Source organism: Actinomadura rugatobispora (assembly GCF_055379765.1).
On the sequence record NZ_AP029191.1, the window covers coordinates 2,882,774 to 2,897,370 of the forward strand.

Below are 14,597 nucleotides of genomic sequence, written 5' to 3' on the forward strand. Positions count from 1 at the left end.
GGTGCCTTCCAGGAATTCCGGAAGGCACCAGGAACCGCCGGTCAGCCGCGGGTGAGGGCCTGCGCGGGCGGGACGCGCAGCGCCCGGCGGGTCGGGATCTCCATGGTCGCGAAGGCGATCGCGGCGACCACCGCCGCGACGGCCGGGAGCAGCCAGGGCGGCCCGGCCGGCCACGGGCGGTGCAGGAATCCGGCCGACAGGAGCGCGAGCGGGACGGCCGACAGCAGGACGCCCGCGCCCAGGGCCACGCCGCAGATGAGCGCGGCCTCCCGGCGCATCATCGAGCGTATCTGGCCCGGGGTCGCGCCGATCAGCTGGAGCGCGGCGATCTCGTGGCGACGCTGGACGGTGGTGGCGATGAGCTTGTTGGCGATGCCGAGGAGCAGGTAGCCGAGGAGCACCGCGAGCACGGCGACGTTGATCCACAGCTCGGGCGGGATCGTGTCGAGGTCGTTCGCCCCGCCCCGGCCGTTGTCGTCGATCGCCAGGCCGGGACGGGTCGCGGCGAGCGCGGCCAGGCCGCGCTGCGCCGCCGCCGTCCCGTCGGTGCGGACCATGAGGGTCTGGTCGAGTCCCGTGGTGGTGTGCCCGGCGGCGAGGTCGCGGGAGACCGCGACGGGGCCGAAGCCGAGTCCGCGGCCGTAGACGGCGACGACCCGGGCGTTGACGCGGGCGCCGTCGCCGAGGACGAGGCTGACCGTGCTCCCCACCCGCGCGCCGCGCGACTTTGCGGCGTCGGAGTCGACCGCGACGGTGGCGCCGGTGAGGTCGGCCAGGTCGCCTTCGCGCACGTCCAGGTCGAGCACGGAGGGCGCGGCCGGGGTCAGCACGAGCGCGGAGCGGCTGTCGACGACCTCGTCGCCCAGCATCCGGTACGACCACAGGACCGTGGTGGTGGTGACCGGGGCCGCGGCCCGCACGCCGGGGGTGGCGGCGACGGCGGCGGGCAGGTCTGCGGGCAGGCCCCCGAGTCCGGGCGCGCTCAGGCTGAGCTGCGCCCGGGTGCCTGCCCGGACGTCCTCGTTCGTGGCCGACAGCACGGTGGTCTGGGTGAGGGCGTAGGTGAGGGTGAAGACCACGGCCATGGCGAGGGTGGTGACGGCTCCGGCGACGCGCAGCGCGTACCCGCGGCTGTTGGCCACGGCCAGCCAGGTCGGCGCGGCGGCGCGCGGCGGCAGCCTGCGCGCGAGCGCGTCGCCGAGCCGGCGGACGAGCACGGGCCCGGCCAGGCCGAGCCCGATCGCGGCGAGGATGCCGGCGAGGGCGGTCACCGCCGCCCCGGCCTGCGACCGTGCCAGCAGGGGCGCGACCGCGACGACGTTGGCGGCGGCGAGCAGCAGGAGCCCGAAGAAGCCGCGGCGCGCGGACGGGGTGCGGGGTTCGCTGCGCGACTCGGCGACGGCTTCGGTGGCGGGCATCCGGGACGCCCGCAGCGCCGAACTCCAGGCGGCCACCTGGACGACGGCGAGCATCAGCAGCGCGGCCGCCACCGCCGGAAGGGGGCTGAGGGTCAGCGGCAGTTCCGGGGCGAGCATCCCGGACGACGCCAGCAGCCGCCGGAGCCGTTCGGCCAGCAGGTAGCCGAGGGGGATGCCGGGGACCAGCGTGACCGCCGTGACGATCAGCGCCTGGGCCGCGGCCAGCCTCCGGACCTGCTTGGGGGTCGCGCCGACGGCGCGCAGCAGGGCGAGGTCGCGGCGCTGCGCCCCGATCGACACCGCCAGCGCGCCGCCGACGATGAACCCGACGATCAGCAGGGTGACCCCGCCGAGGGAGCCCGCCAGCACCGGCAGGACGTTGCGGGCGGCCATCGCCTCGGGGGTCTCGGCGTCGCCGCGGGCCGCCCCGGTGGACACGGTGAGCCCGTGCTGCCGCGCGATGCCGCGGACCGCCGTCTCGACCCGCGCGCGGGCGCCCGGGGCGGTGCGCAGCGCGATCAGGTCGACGGCGCCGGCCTGCGCGGGAGGCGCGCCGCGGTCGCGTCCGGCGAGCCGCTGCGCGGTGGAGTCGGCGAAGTAGATTCCGCTCGCGTCCCCGCCTCCGTTCCCGGAGGTCGCGACGACCGCGGAGACGCGGTACGCGGCGCGGCGCCCGGCCGCGACCACGTGCAGTCGTCCGCCCGGGGCCACGCCCGCAGCGGCGGCGGTGCGGGCGTCCACGGCGACCTCGTCCGGTCCGGCGGGGGCCGTGCCGGTGACGCGCGGGCCGTCCAGCAGCGCGGTCGAGGACCAGCCGTGGCCCGCGGTGCGCGGGTCCCCGGCCGGTACGAGCCCGCCGCGCCCGTCGACGACGGCGGCGGGGAAGCCGATGTCGCCGACCGCCGCGGTCACGCCGGGCAGTGCGGCGAGCCGTCCGGCCAGGGCGCCCGGAACCCGCGCCCGCTCGGGCAGCGCGATCGGGAGGTCGCCCTCCGGCTTGTAGGTCTGCGGGGCCGAGACCACCACGTCGGCGCGGGCGAGCCGGTCGGCCGGGGCGTGCGAGCGCAGCCCCGACTCGGCCAGCACTCCGATGCCGGTGACGAACGCGCCGCCGCCCAGGGTGGCGCACGCGATGGCCAGCAGCGCGGCGATCCTGTGGCGGGCCATGCGCAGCGCCAGGTGCAGCATCGCCTACTCCAGTTCCAGTGTCGTGATGCGGTGGGCCAGGCCGGCCGCGGTGGGGGATTCGAGGGTGTCGACGACGCGCCCGTCGGCCATGACCAGCGCCCGGTCGGCGCGCGCGGCGGCGGCCGGGTCGTGGGTGACCATCACCACCGTCTGGCCGAGGCCGCCGACCAGGTCGCGCAGCAGGGCGAGCACCTCGCGGGCGGTGCGCAGGTCGAGCGCGCCGGTCGGCTCGTCGGCGAACACGACCGCGGGCCTGGTGACCAGCGCCCGCGCGATCGCGGCCCGCTGCTGCTGGCCGCCGGACAGCTCGGCGGGACGGTGGTCGAGGCGTCCGGCCAGCCCGACCCGTTCGACCAGCGTCCGGACCCAGTCCCGGTCCGGCGCCCTGCCCGCCAGCCGCAGCGGCAGCGTGATGTTGTCGGCGATGCTGAGCGAGGGCACCAGGTTGTAGGACTGGAACACGAACCCGACGCGTTCGCGGCGCAGCTCGGTGCGGCGGGTCTCGTTCAGCCCGCCGATCGCGGTGCCGTCGATGAAGACGCTCCCGCCTGTGGGCGCGTCCAGGCCCGCGGCGCAGTGCATCAGCGTGCTCTTGCCCGACCCGGACGGCCCCATCACGGCGAGGAACGTGCCTCGCTCGACGGTGAGGGACACCTCGTGGAGCGCCCGCACTCCGCCCGGGTAGACCTTGGAGACCTGTTCCAGCGCGACGGCGGGCGTCCCCTGGGACGCCTGCGGGTGCGCCTGCTCGGCGGCGGTCCTGCTCACCGGCGGCGGTGCTTGTAGTGGTGGACGATCAGCGTGATGCCGGAGGCCAGGGCGCACGCCCCGAACACGCTCCCGATCAGCACGTTCTCGCCGATCGACGAGGTCAGCACGTTGGCGGCCAGGCTGATCGCCAGCACCAGCCACAGCACCGGCCGCAGCACCCCGCCACCACCGCCGGCCGCTTCGGGCTTCTCGCTCGCATCGGAGATTCGATAGGGATCCGCCACGGGACGCTCCTGCTTCGTCGGACTGCCGTTGATGTGCCACAACGCTAGGAGCGCGGCCCCGCACGGACGATCCAGCCATCGCGTCACCCTCGGTACAGCAGGCTGTACTGCCGCGCTCCGGCCGCCCTCTGGCCGTGCTCGCGGTGACGGGATGGTGACGGCGAACCGGTGGGGTGGGCGGTGAAGCCGTCGCGGGCGTGGTCAAGGCCGTCCGCGGCGGCTCTCGACCATGACGGTGTCTGTTCGGCTCCCCGTCCGCCTGCCCGGACGGGGAGGAAAGCGGGGCGAGGATGGCGGCACGTCCGTACACGTACCTGGATCTGGCGGACTGGGAGGATCCCGGTGACGCGCGGGCCTCCCGGAACTGGCTGGAGGAGACGATCATGCTCGTCGACTACCGGCGGACCCGCCTCAGCGAGCTGTCGAGGACCGCGGTCGACTGCTTCGGGGACGGCGCGGCCACGGGCGAGTACCGGCACTTCGTGCCCTGGAGCTGGATGGTGCGGCGGATCGCGGAGACGGTGACCACGACGGACATGACCGGCGCCGACACCGTCGACTGGCTGCGGGCGCGGATGCGCGGCCTGGGGATCGCCGACCTGGGCGCCCTCGACCCCCGCGCCGACCGGACGGCGTTCGACACCTGGTTCTCCTGGACGGTGGACCAGCTGTGCGACTGGCCCCGCAACGTCTACCGGTGGCCGCTGTCCACCGGGCACGCCGGCGGGACCGCCCTCGACCTGCCCCTCGACCTGCCGGGCGGGCCGATCGTGCCGACCGCCCTCAAGATGCGGCTGCTGGACGCCCGCCGGTCGCTCATCACCTGGCTCGACGTCCCGAGCACGGTCTGAGGCCGGGCCTGGACGTGCCATGGACGTCGACTTCCGCCGGCTCCCCGACCCGGCGGCGTTCGAGACGCCGGAACCGGAGGAGGCCGGGGAGTACGGGCTGCTGATGCCGTACCCCGGCCCGCCGGTGTTCTGCTGGTTCGACGAGGAGCCCGCCGACCTGGCCGGGGACCCCCCGACCGCATGAGGGCGCGGGGAAGGCCCGGGGCCTCGGGCCTCCCCCGCGCTGGACGTCCCCCTCACCGGACGTCCGCCGGCGGTCAGATGTCCAGGATCACCTGCAGGTCATTGGCGATGCTGTTCCACGGGGTGAAGATCGAGTAGTCACCCCCCTGACCGGTCGGCGGGCTCACGTCGTCCAGGATGCCGCGCAGGTCGACCGACTGGCCGCCGATGTGCATGCCCAGCAGCGTGACGTCCTGGTCGCCGCCGCCGGTCTTGGCGTAGACCGGGGCACCGCTGTCGCCGGGGATGCCGGTGTAGGTCCCGAAGCACTGGTTCACCTTCGTGGTGCCGTCGTCGAAGGTGACGGTGACCCCGGTCTGCGCCACGACGCCGGACTGCTCGTCGGGCTTCTGGGAGCCCTGCATGTAGACCTTCGCGCCCACCGCGGGATCGCCGGTGTCGGTGATCTGGTAGTAGGCGTCCGCCGCCTTCCAGATCTGCCGCACGCCGAGGTCCGACGGGCTCTCGACGAACGCGCAGTCGGTCGTCCCCCCGTCCACGTCGCTCACCTTGCTCGCGGTACCCGCGAAGTAGTTGTAGTCGTTGCTCTCGTAGGGCTGGAAGACCGGGACCCCGGTCTTCCCGACCACGTGGCCGGCGGTGAGGAAGCCCTTGCTGCCGTTCATGTTCCCCACGACGGTGAGCGTCCCCTCGCCGTCGGTCGAGATGAGCAGGCCGCCGACCAGAGGCGAGTTGGGCTGCCTCTTGCCGGCGTGCCGCACGGCGGGCTCGGCCGCGACGAACGTCAGCGGCACGTCCGGGTCGATGTCCAGGGTGTCGCGCAGGTCCGGCGCGGACGGCAGCGCCGAATGCGGCATTCCCACGACGACCGTGTGCGCGGTCGCGTCGACGTAACAGGTGTGGACCGGCAGGTCGGCGGCGCCGGATCCGGCCATGTGCCGGCTGATCTGGTGGTGCGCCGCCCGCAGCTGGGCTTTCGATGCCATGGGTGTTCGTCTCCGTCTTCTGTGTCCGGCCGGCCCTTTCGATTCGCCGCCGTGCGCCCTGCGCGATCGGCGGCTTTTCGGCGGTCCGGCCGTGGAGAATTTCTCGCCCGGCCATCGCAGCAACGGGCCGTCACCGGACCGTCACCGCTCCGGACGGCACGGAATGGCCGTGCCCGCCGCCGTGAAATCACTTCATGTCCAGCTAATTCGGCAAAGCCATAACTGCAAGATCATTGCTCGCTTGTTCGTCAAATGAACCGCGCGGTGACGCGGCGGTGACGCCCTATCCGGATGCTGCTGGGACGTTCCTGCCGAACGCTCGAATGACCCGGCCGGAGCGTTCGGCGAGCCCGGATGATGACGAATGCCATTATTCGGAGCCGGCGGCATGACTTTGTGCTCCGCCGCTTCGCCGCGCCGTGGAACCGAACAGGAGGAGCATCATGGCCATTCACCTCGCAATGGCGTCCGGACCCGCCGCTGGGCCGGCTCCCGCCCGTCTCGAACTGCTGGGCGACTTCGCCCTTTTAATGGACGGACGTCCGGTGAACATCCCGCCGGCCGAGCAGCGGCTGCTGGCCTATGTGGCGTGCGCCGACGCCCCCGTCTCGCGGAATGCGGTCGTGAGCGCGCTGTGGCCCGACAGCGATCCGGTGCGGGCGCGGGGCAACCTGCGGACCAGTCTTTGGCGCATCAGGCGCATCGGCCCGGTGCTGATCGGTTCCGCCGGGAACGGCATGTGCATCGATCCCGCCGTCTCGGTGGACCAGCGCCAGGGCGCGCACCTGGCCCGCCGGGTGCTGGCGGGCCAGGAACGGCTCATGCCGGAAAGGGCGCAGGAAATGCGGCTCCTGGACCGGGACGTGCTTCCGTACTGGTTCGAGGAATGGGTCGATCCCTACCGGGAGTCGTACCGCCGGCTGCGCGTGCGGGCGCTGGAGGAGGCCGGGCACAGGCTGCTGGCCGACGGACGCCCCGGCGACGCGGTCGCGCTCGCGGCACGGGCGATCAAGGCCGAATATCTCCGCGACAGCGCCCACTGGCTCCTCATCCGGGCCCTCATGGCGGAGGGGAACCACAGTCAGGCCGTCGAACGCTACCGGCACTACGCGCATCTCCTGGAGACCGAACTCGGGGTCACCCCGCCGCTGTCCCTCATGGAGATCCTGCACGGGGAGCGCCGCCGTTAGGACGCCGGCTTTTCCGCCGCCTTTACCGCCGCCATCACGAATCACCACCGAGCGGACCGATTCGGTGACGCACCGGTGACACGGCCTTGGTGAAGTGTCCGGCAGAGGGCGCCGCAAAGGAATTCGGGCGCCCGGCCGGAACGACCGGCCTCATCATCTGGAAGGAATCCCATGACCGAGTACGTGCTGCGCGTCGACAACCAGTCGGCCAATTTCTTCGACTTCTGCGTGTTCCAGCGGATGCCGGACACGACCGTGCGCGACGTCTTCTCGCTGGCCTGGTTCGCCCAGTCGGCGCACCCGACCACCCAGCTCACCTTCCGCTGGACGATCGACTACTCGTTCGTCTGGAACGAGCCCGGGACGCTGGTGCCGGGGGTCATCTTCGACGACTCCCAGACCTGGGACGCCGACCCGGCCGACCCGGCGCTGAACACGGTGGGCCTCGACTACACCGAGGGGGCGTTCACCTTCGAGCGGAAGGCCGGCGCGAGCAGCAACGGCCTTTACATCAAGCAGGGGCCCGAGGTGCCCGCGAACACCGCCGGCGTCGGCATCGGAATGTCCGGCAACGGCACCTACCTGGTGCAGGCGCAGCCCAACCTGGAGCTGGTCTTCCAGCCCCACCCGAACTACTGGGTGGCCGCCGGCACCTTCACCGAGGGCCAGATCCTGGACCTCGAGACCATCACCAACGTCGCCGAGGTGGACTACGCGAACAACGTCTACGACGTGACCGCCACGCTGCAGGGCGACAACTCCTGGAACGTCCAGCCCACCAGCCGGTGACACGGCGGCGGAGGCCCGGAGCCCGTCCGGGCCTCCGCCCGTGGTACAGCAGGCTGTACTCCTCCGGCGACGGCCTGACACTGATCATCGCGGCGCCCTATCGTCCTGGCCGAGGAGGTGCGGATGTCGACCCACACCGGCCGGCGGGTGCGGGCCCGCGCCCGGATCACCCTGGACGCGCTGGAGCACATCGTCGGCGGGCTCGGCACCGCCGTCCTGGCGCTGATCGCGCTGGTCTGGGCGATCGTGGTCGCGCTGACCTGCCTGATCGGCGTGGGCCGCCTGCTGCTCCCCGTCACGCTGCGCGGGGTGCGCCTCGTCGCCGAACGCGAACGCGCCCGGCTGTCGCGGTGGGGCCCGGAGATCATCGGCCCCGCGCCGATGCCGCCCCGGGCGCGCGACGCCCTCGCCGACCCCGCCGTCCGGCGCGAGCTGGGCTGGGTCGCCGCCCACGGCACCTGCGGGCTGCTCCTCGGCGTCTTCGGCGCGTCCCTCCCGCTGTGGGTCATGCGCGACCTCGCCTTCCCCCTGTACTGGTGGCTGATCCCGGGCGGCCCCGTGGAGCGGTCACCCGAATGGTGGCTGGTGCACGACTTCACCGGCGCCCTGCTGGTGGTGCCGATGGGGCTGGTCTGGGCGGCCGCGCTCGTCGCCCTGAGCCCGGTCCTGGCCCGCCTCCAGGCCTGGCCCGGACGGCGGCTCCTGGCCTCCGCCTCCGACACCGACCTCTCCCTCCGGATCGCGCAGCTGTCGGCCACCCGCGCCGCCGCGCTCGACGCCCACGCCACCGAACTGCGGCGCATCGAACGCTCCCTGCACGACGGCACCCAGAACCGGCTCGTCGCCGTCACCGTCATGCTGGGCGCGACCCGCCGCGCCCTCGCCCGCGACCCCGCCACCGCCGACGCCATGCTCGAACGCGCCCAGGCCGCCGCCGAGCAGGCGCTCGCCGAACTCCGCACGGTCGTGCGCGGCATCCTGCCGCCCGTCCTGGACGACCGCGGCCTCACCGGCGCCCTCGCCGGACTCGCCGCCGACTGCGCCGTGCCCTGCCGCGTCGACGTCGACATGCCCGGCCGGTGCGCCGCGTCCGTCGAGGCCACCGCCTACTTCGTGGTCGCCGAGGCGCTCACCAACATCGCCAAGCACAGCCGCGCCCGGCACGCCGCCGTGACCGTCCGGCAGCACGACCACCGGCTGCACCTGCGGATCGACGACGACGGCGCCGGCGGCGCCGACGAGGGCCACGGCTCCGGGATCACCGGGATCCGCCGCCGGATCGAGGCGCACGACGGCCGCCTCACCCTGACCAGCCCGGCCGGTGGGCCGACGACACTCCAGGTGGAGCTGCCATGCGGATCGTGATCGCCGAGGACGACCTGCTGCTGCGCGAGGGCCTCGCGCTGCTGCTGCGCGCGGAGTCGCTGGACGTGGTCGCCGCCACCGACGGCCCGGACGCCTTCCTGAAGGCCGTCGACGAGCACGGACCCGATGTCGCGATCGTGGACGTCCGGATGCCGCCGACGCACACCGACGAGGGCATCGTCGCCGCCGTCGAGGCCCGGCGCCGCCGTCCGGGGCTGGCCGTGCTCGTGCTGTCCGCCTACGTCGAGCAGGCGTTCGCCACCGAGCTGCTCTCCGGCGGCGCCGACGGGCTCGGCTACCTGCTCAAGGAACGCGTCGGCCGCGTCGAGCAGTTCATCGACGCCCTGCACCGCGTGGCCGCGGGCGGCACCGCCGTCGACCCCGACGTCGTCGCGCAACTCCTCACCCGCACCCGCCCCGACACCGCCCTCGAACGCCTCAGCCCCCGCGAACGGGAAGTACTCGCCGTCATGGCCGAAGGGCTGGGCAACAGCGCCATCGCCGAACGCCTCTTCATCACCGACGGGGCCGTCCACAAGCACATCCGCAACATCTTCGCCAAGCTCGACCTGGCCCCGGCCGACCGCACCGACCGCCGCGTCGCCGCCGTCTTGCGCTACCTGGAGAACACCCGGTAGCACTGACCGAAAGCCGCGGGCCCCACATCTGCAAGCGAGGTCGTCACATGGCCATCGACTACGCGCTGGAACTGGCCTGCCCCGAGCCCGCGGACCGCGTCGCCCGCGTCCTGCCCCAGACCCGCCTGCCCAGCGGACTCCTGGTGATGGCCGGCGAACGGTCCCCGCTCCCGTTCCCCGACCCCGTCGAAGAGCAATTCGGCTTCACCCCGACCGTCCACGTCCTCTTCCGCCTGGACATGCTCGAAGACGGCGCCCGGCAACGCCGGGACATGATCCGCCTGGCCACGACCATCCTCGACCGATTCGACGGCCCGGCTCTCCTGACTTTCGCCGGAGAAATCACCTGGCTCCTACGCCGGAACGGAAAACTGATGATCTCCGACCGCGACGACTTCTGGCCCCCCCTACCTCCTCTCCCTCCTCCCCCGCCCCCACGAACGCACACCCCTCCCCAACCTGTGAACGCGCTCAGCAAATCGGCGGTCACCACTCGGCGATGATCGGCGCGTCGGGTTCGTGCTGCCGCCAGGTCTCGGTGAGGCGGGCGAGGCGGGACGGGGCGGCGAAGCCGCGGACGGTCGCGACCTTGCCGCCGCTGATCTCGAACGCCGCGGCGCCGACGACCTGGTCGCCGAGCACGGCGAGGATGGCCGGGGAGCCGTTGACCAGCCCGAAGTGCATCGCGAGGGCACCGCCGACCAGCCGCCGCTTGGCGGGAGTGGGTGTGAACCCGGCCCGCGCGACGACGGCGACGCGTTCGGGGGTCCCGTACCGCAGCAGCGTCCTGGCCAGTCCGGCGCCGTCGGAGATCGCGGTCGCGTCATCGGTGAGCAGCGCCACCAGCCGTTCGGTGCGCCCCGACGAGGCGGCGGCGAGGAACTCCTCGACGACCTCGCGCGCGGACGCGAGGTCGACTTCGCCGCCGCGGCGCGCGCCCGCGACACGGCGCCGGGCCCGGTGGGCGTGCTGCTGGCTCGACGACTCGGTGATGTCGAGGATCCCGGCGATCTCCGCATGGCCGTAGGAGAAGGCCTCGCGCAGGACGTAGACGGCCCGTTCGACCGGCGAGAGGCGCTCCATGAGGGTCAGCACGGCCAGCGACACCGATTCGCGCTGCTCGAAGGTGTCGGCCGGGCCGAGCATCGGGTCGCCCTCCAGGAGCGGCTCGGGCAGCCAGGCGCCGACCGCGCGCTCGCGGCGTGCCTGCGCCGAGCGGAGCCGGTCGAGGCACAGGTTCGTGACGATCTTGGTCAGCCAGGCCTCCGGCACCTCGACCAGCTCCCGGTCGGCGGCCTGCCAGCGCAGGAACGCGTCCTGCACGGCGTCCTCGGCGTCGGCGGCCGAGCCGAGCAGACGGTACGCGAGCGAGGCCAGCCGGTCCCGGCTGGCCTCGAACCGTTCGATGGCGGTGCTGTCCATCAGGACCAACCTATGCGGCGACCCTCTCGGGTGCCGCGGCCAGGCGGCGCTTGCGCTTGGGCATGCCGAAGGTCGGGTGCGCCACGCCCAAGCGGGCGCCCTTGAGGATGCCCGCCTTGACACGGGCGGCCTTCCTGCCGCCCACGTACCAGGATTTCGATCGCGCCTCACCGTCGACCATCTGGAGGATCCCGTCCCGCCTCCCGAGGCTGATGTGGTTGCCGACGTAGACCAGCTTGGTGTTCGAGACCCGGTCGCCGGTCAGGCGTCCCACGATCGCCTCGAACGCCTGGACGCCGGTGTAGCCGGCCGACGCGCACGACATCGGCAGTCGCCGGCCGTTCTCGCCGATCGCGTGGACGCTGTCGCCCGCGGCGTAGACGTCCGGGTGCGAGACCGAGCGCATGGTGCGGTCGACGACGATCTGACCGGTCTCGGCGACCTTCAGGCCGGCGGCGGCCGCGATGGAGTCGACGGCGAACCCGGCCGTCCATACGGTCGCCTCGGCCGGGAACAAGGTGCCGTCGGCGCCGACCGCCCGCGTCGGCTCGACGGCCTCGATGCTGGTGTGCTCGTGGACCGTGATGCCGAGCCGGTCGAACGCCTGGCGCAGGTGGCGGCGGGCCCCGGGTGAGAGCCAGGCGCCCAGCTCGCCGCGGGCGGCGAGCGCGACCGAGAGACCGGGCCGTGACTCGGCGAGCTCGGTGGCGGTCTCGATGCCGGTCAGCCCCTCGCCGACGACCAGCACGGTCCCGCCTTCGTCCAGGCTGTCCAGGCGCTCGCGCAGACGCAGCGCCGAAGGCCGCCCGGCAACGTTGAAGGCGTGCTCGGCCACGCCGGGGACACCGTGGTCGGCGACCCGGCTGCCGAGCGAGTAGAGGAGCGTGTCGTAGGCGAGTTCGTCCCCGCCGGTCATGGCGACGGTCTTTCCCTCGGGGTCGACGGAGGTGACGCGCGCCAGGCGCAGCCGCACCCCGGTCCCGGCGAACATGTCGGCGAGCTTCTGGGTCCTGAGCCGCTGGCCCGCCGCGAGCTGGTGGAGGCGCATCCGCTCGACGAAGTCGGGCTCGGCGTTGACGACGGTGATCTCGGTGTCGGCGGGAGAGAGGCGGCGGGCCAGGTTCCCGGCGGCGTACGCCCCGGCGTATCCGGCGCCGAGGACGAGGATGCGGTGCTTCATGGCGTTGCTCCTGTCTGGTTCGTTGCCCCTTGAGCGAGACAGCGCCCCGATTCCTGACAGGAGCCGACTGTGAAGCGCGTCACCGGGCCTGCCTACCTCGTCCGCGCAGCCTCCGAATCAAGCCTCGCGATGGTGGCCAGGGCGCGAAGGTGGGGGCCGAGCGTGCGATCTCGGGTCTGCTCCGGCTCACTCCACCTGGACGAAACGGCCAACCCCGAACGCAGGCTGTGCCCGTTCAGGCCGGGGACGCCCGCCCGTTCGCCGCAGAGGACGACGCGATCGCTGATGGCGCGACCCGACATGCGTCCACCGTCCATCGAGCACCGAGCCTACGGCGCGGTTTGTGTGGCGCGATGTCGGCCAGTGGGTCGGCGTCGGGAAGCAGGAGATCGGCACGTAGGCCGAAGTGTGCGGCCGTCCTCCTTGCGCCAATCCCTTGGCTGAGGGGGGAAATCCTGGAAGAGCGACCGGAATGTCAGAGGGGGGTGTCATTCTCGGGTCAGGTCGCAGTCAACGGAGGTTCTTGATGGCAGCTCCTCCGCCCGCCCGGAGCGGGCCGCATGTCGTCGTTGTCGCCGGGGGCGCGCTGGTCGCCGGTGCGCTGGCCATGACCGTCGTGTTCGTGGTCGCTCCCTTGGTGGCCGAGTACTGGCCGTGGATCGTGGGCGTCCTGACCGTCGCGCTGCTGCTGGCGGCGGGCGGGGCCGTGCTGCTGGTGATGGAGCGGCGCGAGAGGAGGCGGCGGGCGGAGCGGTTGCGCGAGCTCGCCCATCTGGAACGGGTGGACGTGATGACCGGCGCGCAGTTCGAGGAGCTCACGGCCGAGCTGCTGCGCAGGGACGGGTTCCGGGCCGTCCAGGTGGTCGGCCGGGCCGGTGACCGGGGCGTCGACGTGACGGCGCTGACCGGCGACGGTGTCAAGGTCGCCGTGCAGTGCAAGCGGCAGCAGAAGACGGTCGGCGCCGACCGCGTGCGCAACCTCATCGGGGCCGTGCATTCGACGTATCGGGGTCATGTCGGGGTGCTGGTCACCAACAGCACGTTCACGCGGCACGCGCTGGACGAGGCGGACGGCACGCTGGTCCTGGTCGACCGCGACGCGCTCGCCCGCTGGATGGACGGCGAACCACTGGCTCTCTAGGAGGCGAACATGGTGGATGAGCTTGAGGTCTCCTACCACGAGGGGTGGGATCCGGGCGCCCGTGCGGCGGTCGGGGCGCTGTCCCCGGAGGTCGCGCGCGGCCGTGATCATGCGGGCGAGCAGTACGCGGTGCTGCTGTCGAGTGCGGGACGGCCCGTCGCGGTCATCGAGATCGCGTGGGGCGCCCACTACTGCGCGACCTGGCTCCTGGACGAGGAGGGGCGGCGCGACTTCGTCGCCGAGGGACGCGTCCTCGCCGAGGGCCGCCTCTTCATCAAGCGGCTGCGCCAGTGGGTGTACGCGGACGCGGGGCGGCCCGAGTTCGACGACGTCGCGGAGCGGCGCACCTGGGTGGTCAGGCTGGACGGGCAGCTGTGGTTGCAGCACGAGCCGTCCGGCAGTCGCGGCGGGCGGACGGACACCGGCCGCGAGGTCTCACCGGACGACTACTGGATGGACGTCCCCGAGTTCGGCGACTGGGGAGCGCTCGCCGGGTTCCTGGCCATTCGCGGGGAGCTTTCCGGGGAAGTGGTCCTGCGCGAGGTGCCCGGGGTGGAGGGCGAGGGGCTTCCCCCGGAGGAGCGGCCCTGGCACCCGCCGCGGCCACTGCGGCCGGGGCGGATCGACCTCCTGTTCACCGAGGGCACGCGCCACCGGTTGACGACCGGCGAGGAGGTCACCGTCGAGGTGTGGCGGGCCGGGGCGGGGCGGTTCTCGTCCGGGAAGGTCGCCGCCGCCGATCCCGGCTGGCTGGACTCCGATGTCGCGCCGTTCACCACGGCGGTCTCGCCGGGCGAGTACGACCTGGTGCTGTCCCGGCTCCGGCTCGACGACCCCCCGGAGGCCGCGATCGTCGCGGCGGCCAGGCTGGAGATCAGCGAGCAGCCCGTCGCGAGCTGGGAGCTCGCGCTGCGCGACGGGCAGGATCCCCGGACGCTCGGCGAGGGCGAGTTCTTCGGCTTCGGCGTCGACGCGGGGCTCGGCTGCTTCGTGGACGCGGCGGCCCTCCCCTCGCTGGCGGAGATCGTCGAGGAGGCGTGGGAGGAGACCTTCTCGGGGGACGAGACCGGGCCGGCGCACGAGTTCACCGATCCCGGCACGGGCGCCAACCTCATCGCGTTCCGGTCCGGATTCGGCGACGGCTCGTACCCGACGTGGATCGGCCGGGACGAGCGGGGCGGCGTGGCATGTTTCGTGGCCGACATGCTGGTCGTGGACGAGCCGCTGTGATCAGCGGGGCGGGCCCTGGCC

The 14,597-nt window shown here is 73.1% G+C and carries 15 protein-coding genes; 9 read left to right on the forward strand and 6 right to left on the reverse strand.

The genetic code is table 11. The annotated features are described in order from the left end of the window. Positions 1-41: 41 nt before the first annotated feature. From ACZ466_RS11860 to ACZ466_RS11870, 3 genes are read right to left on the reverse strand one after another with little or no spacing between them, the layout of a single operon-like run. Positions 42-2,606 carry an FtsX-like permease family protein gene (locus tag ACZ466_RS11860; protein ID WP_378279760.1) on the reverse strand — a complete coding sequence of 855 codons (2,565 nt, stop codon included), beginning with the start codon at positions 2,604-2,606 and terminating at the stop codon, positions 42-44. A gap of 3 nt (positions 2,607-2,609) precedes the next feature. Then, the gene (locus ACZ466_RS11865) at positions 2,610-3,374 is read right to left on the reverse strand and encodes an ABC transporter ATP-binding protein (RefSeq protein ID WP_378279762.1); all 765 of its coding nucleotides are present in this window, start codon (positions 3,372-3,374) and stop codon (positions 2,610-2,612) included. Then, the gene (locus tag ACZ466_RS11870; protein WP_378279764.1) at positions 3,371-3,601 is read right to left on the reverse strand and encodes a hypothetical protein; all 231 of its coding nucleotides are present in this window, start codon (positions 3,599-3,601) and stop codon (positions 3,371-3,373) included. Before ACZ466_RS11870 ends, ACZ466_RS11865 begins: the two co-directional genes overlap by 4 nt. A gap of 290 nt (positions 3,602-3,891) precedes the next feature. Between ACZ466_RS11870 and ACZ466_RS11875 the strand changes: the two genes are divergently transcribed. Next, positions 3,892-4,452, forward strand: coding sequence for a hypothetical protein (locus ACZ466_RS11875; protein WP_378279766.1), 561 nt, complete (start codon positions 3,892-3,894; stop codon positions 4,450-4,452). A 19-nt stretch (positions 4,453-4,471) separates the two neighbouring features. Continuing rightward, positions 4,472-4,636 (forward strand): hypothetical protein, encoded by a 165-nt coding sequence (locus tag ACZ466_RS11880; RefSeq protein ID WP_378279768.1) that lies wholly within the window; start codon positions 4,472-4,474, stop codon positions 4,634-4,636. Between the two features lie 73 nt (positions 4,637-4,709). Here ACZ466_RS11880 and ACZ466_RS11885 read toward each other — a convergent pair whose 3' ends face one another. After that, positions 4,710-5,621 carry a chymotrypsin family serine protease gene (locus tag ACZ466_RS11885; RefSeq protein WP_378279769.1) on the reverse strand — a complete coding sequence of 304 codons (912 nt, stop codon included), beginning with the start codon at positions 5,619-5,621 and terminating at the stop codon, positions 4,710-4,712. 545 nt (positions 5,622-6,166) lie between these two features. On the opposite strand from ACZ466_RS11885, the gene ACZ466_RS11890 reads away from it, so the two are divergent. From ACZ466_RS11890 to ACZ466_RS11910, 5 genes are all read left to right on the forward strand, one after another. Continuing rightward, positions 6,167-6,811, forward strand: coding sequence for an AfsR/SARP family transcriptional regulator (locus ACZ466_RS11890; protein WP_464043444.1), 645 nt, complete (start codon positions 6,167-6,169; stop codon positions 6,809-6,811). A gap of 171 nt (positions 6,812-6,982) precedes the next feature. After that, positions 6,983-7,600 carry a hypothetical protein gene (locus tag ACZ466_RS11895; protein WP_378279773.1) on the forward strand — a complete coding sequence of 206 codons (618 nt, stop codon included), beginning with the start codon at positions 6,983-6,985 and terminating at the stop codon, positions 7,598-7,600. 123 nt (positions 7,601-7,723) lie between these two features. After that, positions 7,724-8,965 carry a sensor histidine kinase gene (locus ACZ466_RS11900; protein WP_378279775.1) on the forward strand — a complete coding sequence of 414 codons (1,242 nt, stop codon included), beginning with the start codon at positions 7,724-7,726 and terminating at the stop codon, positions 8,963-8,965. Further along, on the forward strand, positions 8,953-9,603 hold the full coding sequence (locus ACZ466_RS11905) for a response regulator (protein WP_378279777.1): 651 nt from the start codon (positions 8,953-8,955) through the stop codon (positions 9,601-9,603). The genes ACZ466_RS11900 and ACZ466_RS11905 overlap by 13 nt, the downstream gene beginning before the upstream one ends. A gap of 47 nt (positions 9,604-9,650) precedes the next feature. After that, positions 9,651-10,106, forward strand: coding sequence for a SitI3 family protein (locus ACZ466_RS11910; RefSeq protein WP_378279779.1), 456 nt, complete (start codon positions 9,651-9,653; stop codon positions 10,104-10,106). On the opposite strand, the gene ACZ466_RS11915 is transcribed toward ACZ466_RS11910, so the two are convergent. After that, positions 10,090-11,025: a sigma-70 family RNA polymerase sigma factor gene (locus ACZ466_RS11915; RefSeq protein WP_378279781.1), complete on the reverse strand. Its 936-nt coding sequence runs from the start codon at positions 11,023-11,025 to the stop codon at positions 10,090-10,092. The genes ACZ466_RS11910 and ACZ466_RS11915 overlap by 17 nt on opposite strands. A 10-nt stretch (positions 11,026-11,035) precedes the next feature. Further along, positions 11,036-12,205 carry an NAD(P)/FAD-dependent oxidoreductase gene (locus ACZ466_RS11920; protein WP_378279783.1) on the reverse strand — a complete coding sequence of 390 codons (1,170 nt, stop codon included), beginning with the start codon at positions 12,203-12,205 and terminating at the stop codon, positions 11,036-11,038. A 526-nt stretch (positions 12,206-12,731) separates the two neighbouring features. Here ACZ466_RS11920 and ACZ466_RS11925 point away from each other — a divergent pair. Together ACZ466_RS11925 and ACZ466_RS11930 are read left to right on the forward strand one after the other, a co-directional pair. Continuing rightward, positions 12,732-13,346 (forward strand): restriction endonuclease, encoded by a 615-nt coding sequence (locus ACZ466_RS11925; protein ID WP_378279785.1) that lies wholly within the window; start codon positions 12,732-12,734, stop codon positions 13,344-13,346. Between the two features lie 9 nt (positions 13,347-13,355). Continuing rightward, entirely contained in the window at positions 13,356-14,576 is a 1,221-nt protein-coding gene (locus tag ACZ466_RS11930; protein WP_378279787.1) for a DUF4241 domain-containing protein, read from the forward strand. The last annotated feature ends 21 nt before the right edge of the window (positions 14,577-14,597 follow it).

Excerpts from the sequence above, each read along its gene's own strand:
- ACZ466_RS11860 (WP_378279760.1), bottom strand. The coding sequence starts at position 2,606 with ATGCTGCACCTGGCGCTGCGCATGGCCCGCCACAGGATCGCCGCGCTG.
- ACZ466_RS11875 (WP_378279766.1), top strand. The coding sequence starts at position 3,892 with ATGGCGGCACGTCCGTACACGTACCTGGATCTGGCGGACTGGGAGGAT.
- ACZ466_RS11880 (WP_378279768.1), top strand. The coding sequence starts at position 4,472 with ATGGACGTCGACTTCCGCCGGCTCCCCGACCCGGCGGCGTTCGAGACG.
- ACZ466_RS11885 (WP_378279769.1), bottom strand. The coding sequence starts at position 5,621 with ATGGCATCGAAAGCCCAGCTGCGGGCGGCGCACCACCAGATCAGCCGG.
- ACZ466_RS11895 (WP_378279773.1), top strand. The coding sequence starts at position 6,983 with ATGACCGAGTACGTGCTGCGCGTCGACAACCAGTCGGCCAATTTCTTC.
- ACZ466_RS11900 (WP_378279775.1), top strand. The coding sequence starts at position 7,724 with ATGTCGACCCACACCGGCCGGCGGGTGCGGGCCCGCGCCCGGATCACC.
- ACZ466_RS11905 (WP_378279777.1), top strand. The coding sequence starts at position 8,953 with ATGCGGATCGTGATCGCCGAGGACGACCTGCTGCTGCGCGAGGGCCTC.
- ACZ466_RS11910 (WP_378279779.1), top strand. The coding sequence starts at position 9,651 with ATGGCCATCGACTACGCGCTGGAACTGGCCTGCCCCGAGCCCGCGGAC.
- ACZ466_RS11915 (WP_378279781.1), bottom strand. The coding sequence starts at position 11,025 with ATGGACAGCACCGCCATCGAACGGTTCGAGGCCAGCCGGGACCGGCTG.
- ACZ466_RS11920 (WP_378279783.1), bottom strand. The coding sequence starts at position 12,205 with ATGAAGCACCGCATCCTCGTCCTCGGCGCCGGATACGCCGGGGCGTAC.
- ACZ466_RS11925 (WP_378279785.1), top strand. The coding sequence starts at position 12,732 with ATGGCAGCTCCTCCGCCCGCCCGGAGCGGGCCGCATGTCGTCGTTGTC.
- ACZ466_RS11930 (WP_378279787.1), top strand. The coding sequence starts at position 13,356 with ATGGTGGATGAGCTTGAGGTCTCCTACCACGAGGGGTGGGATCCGGGC.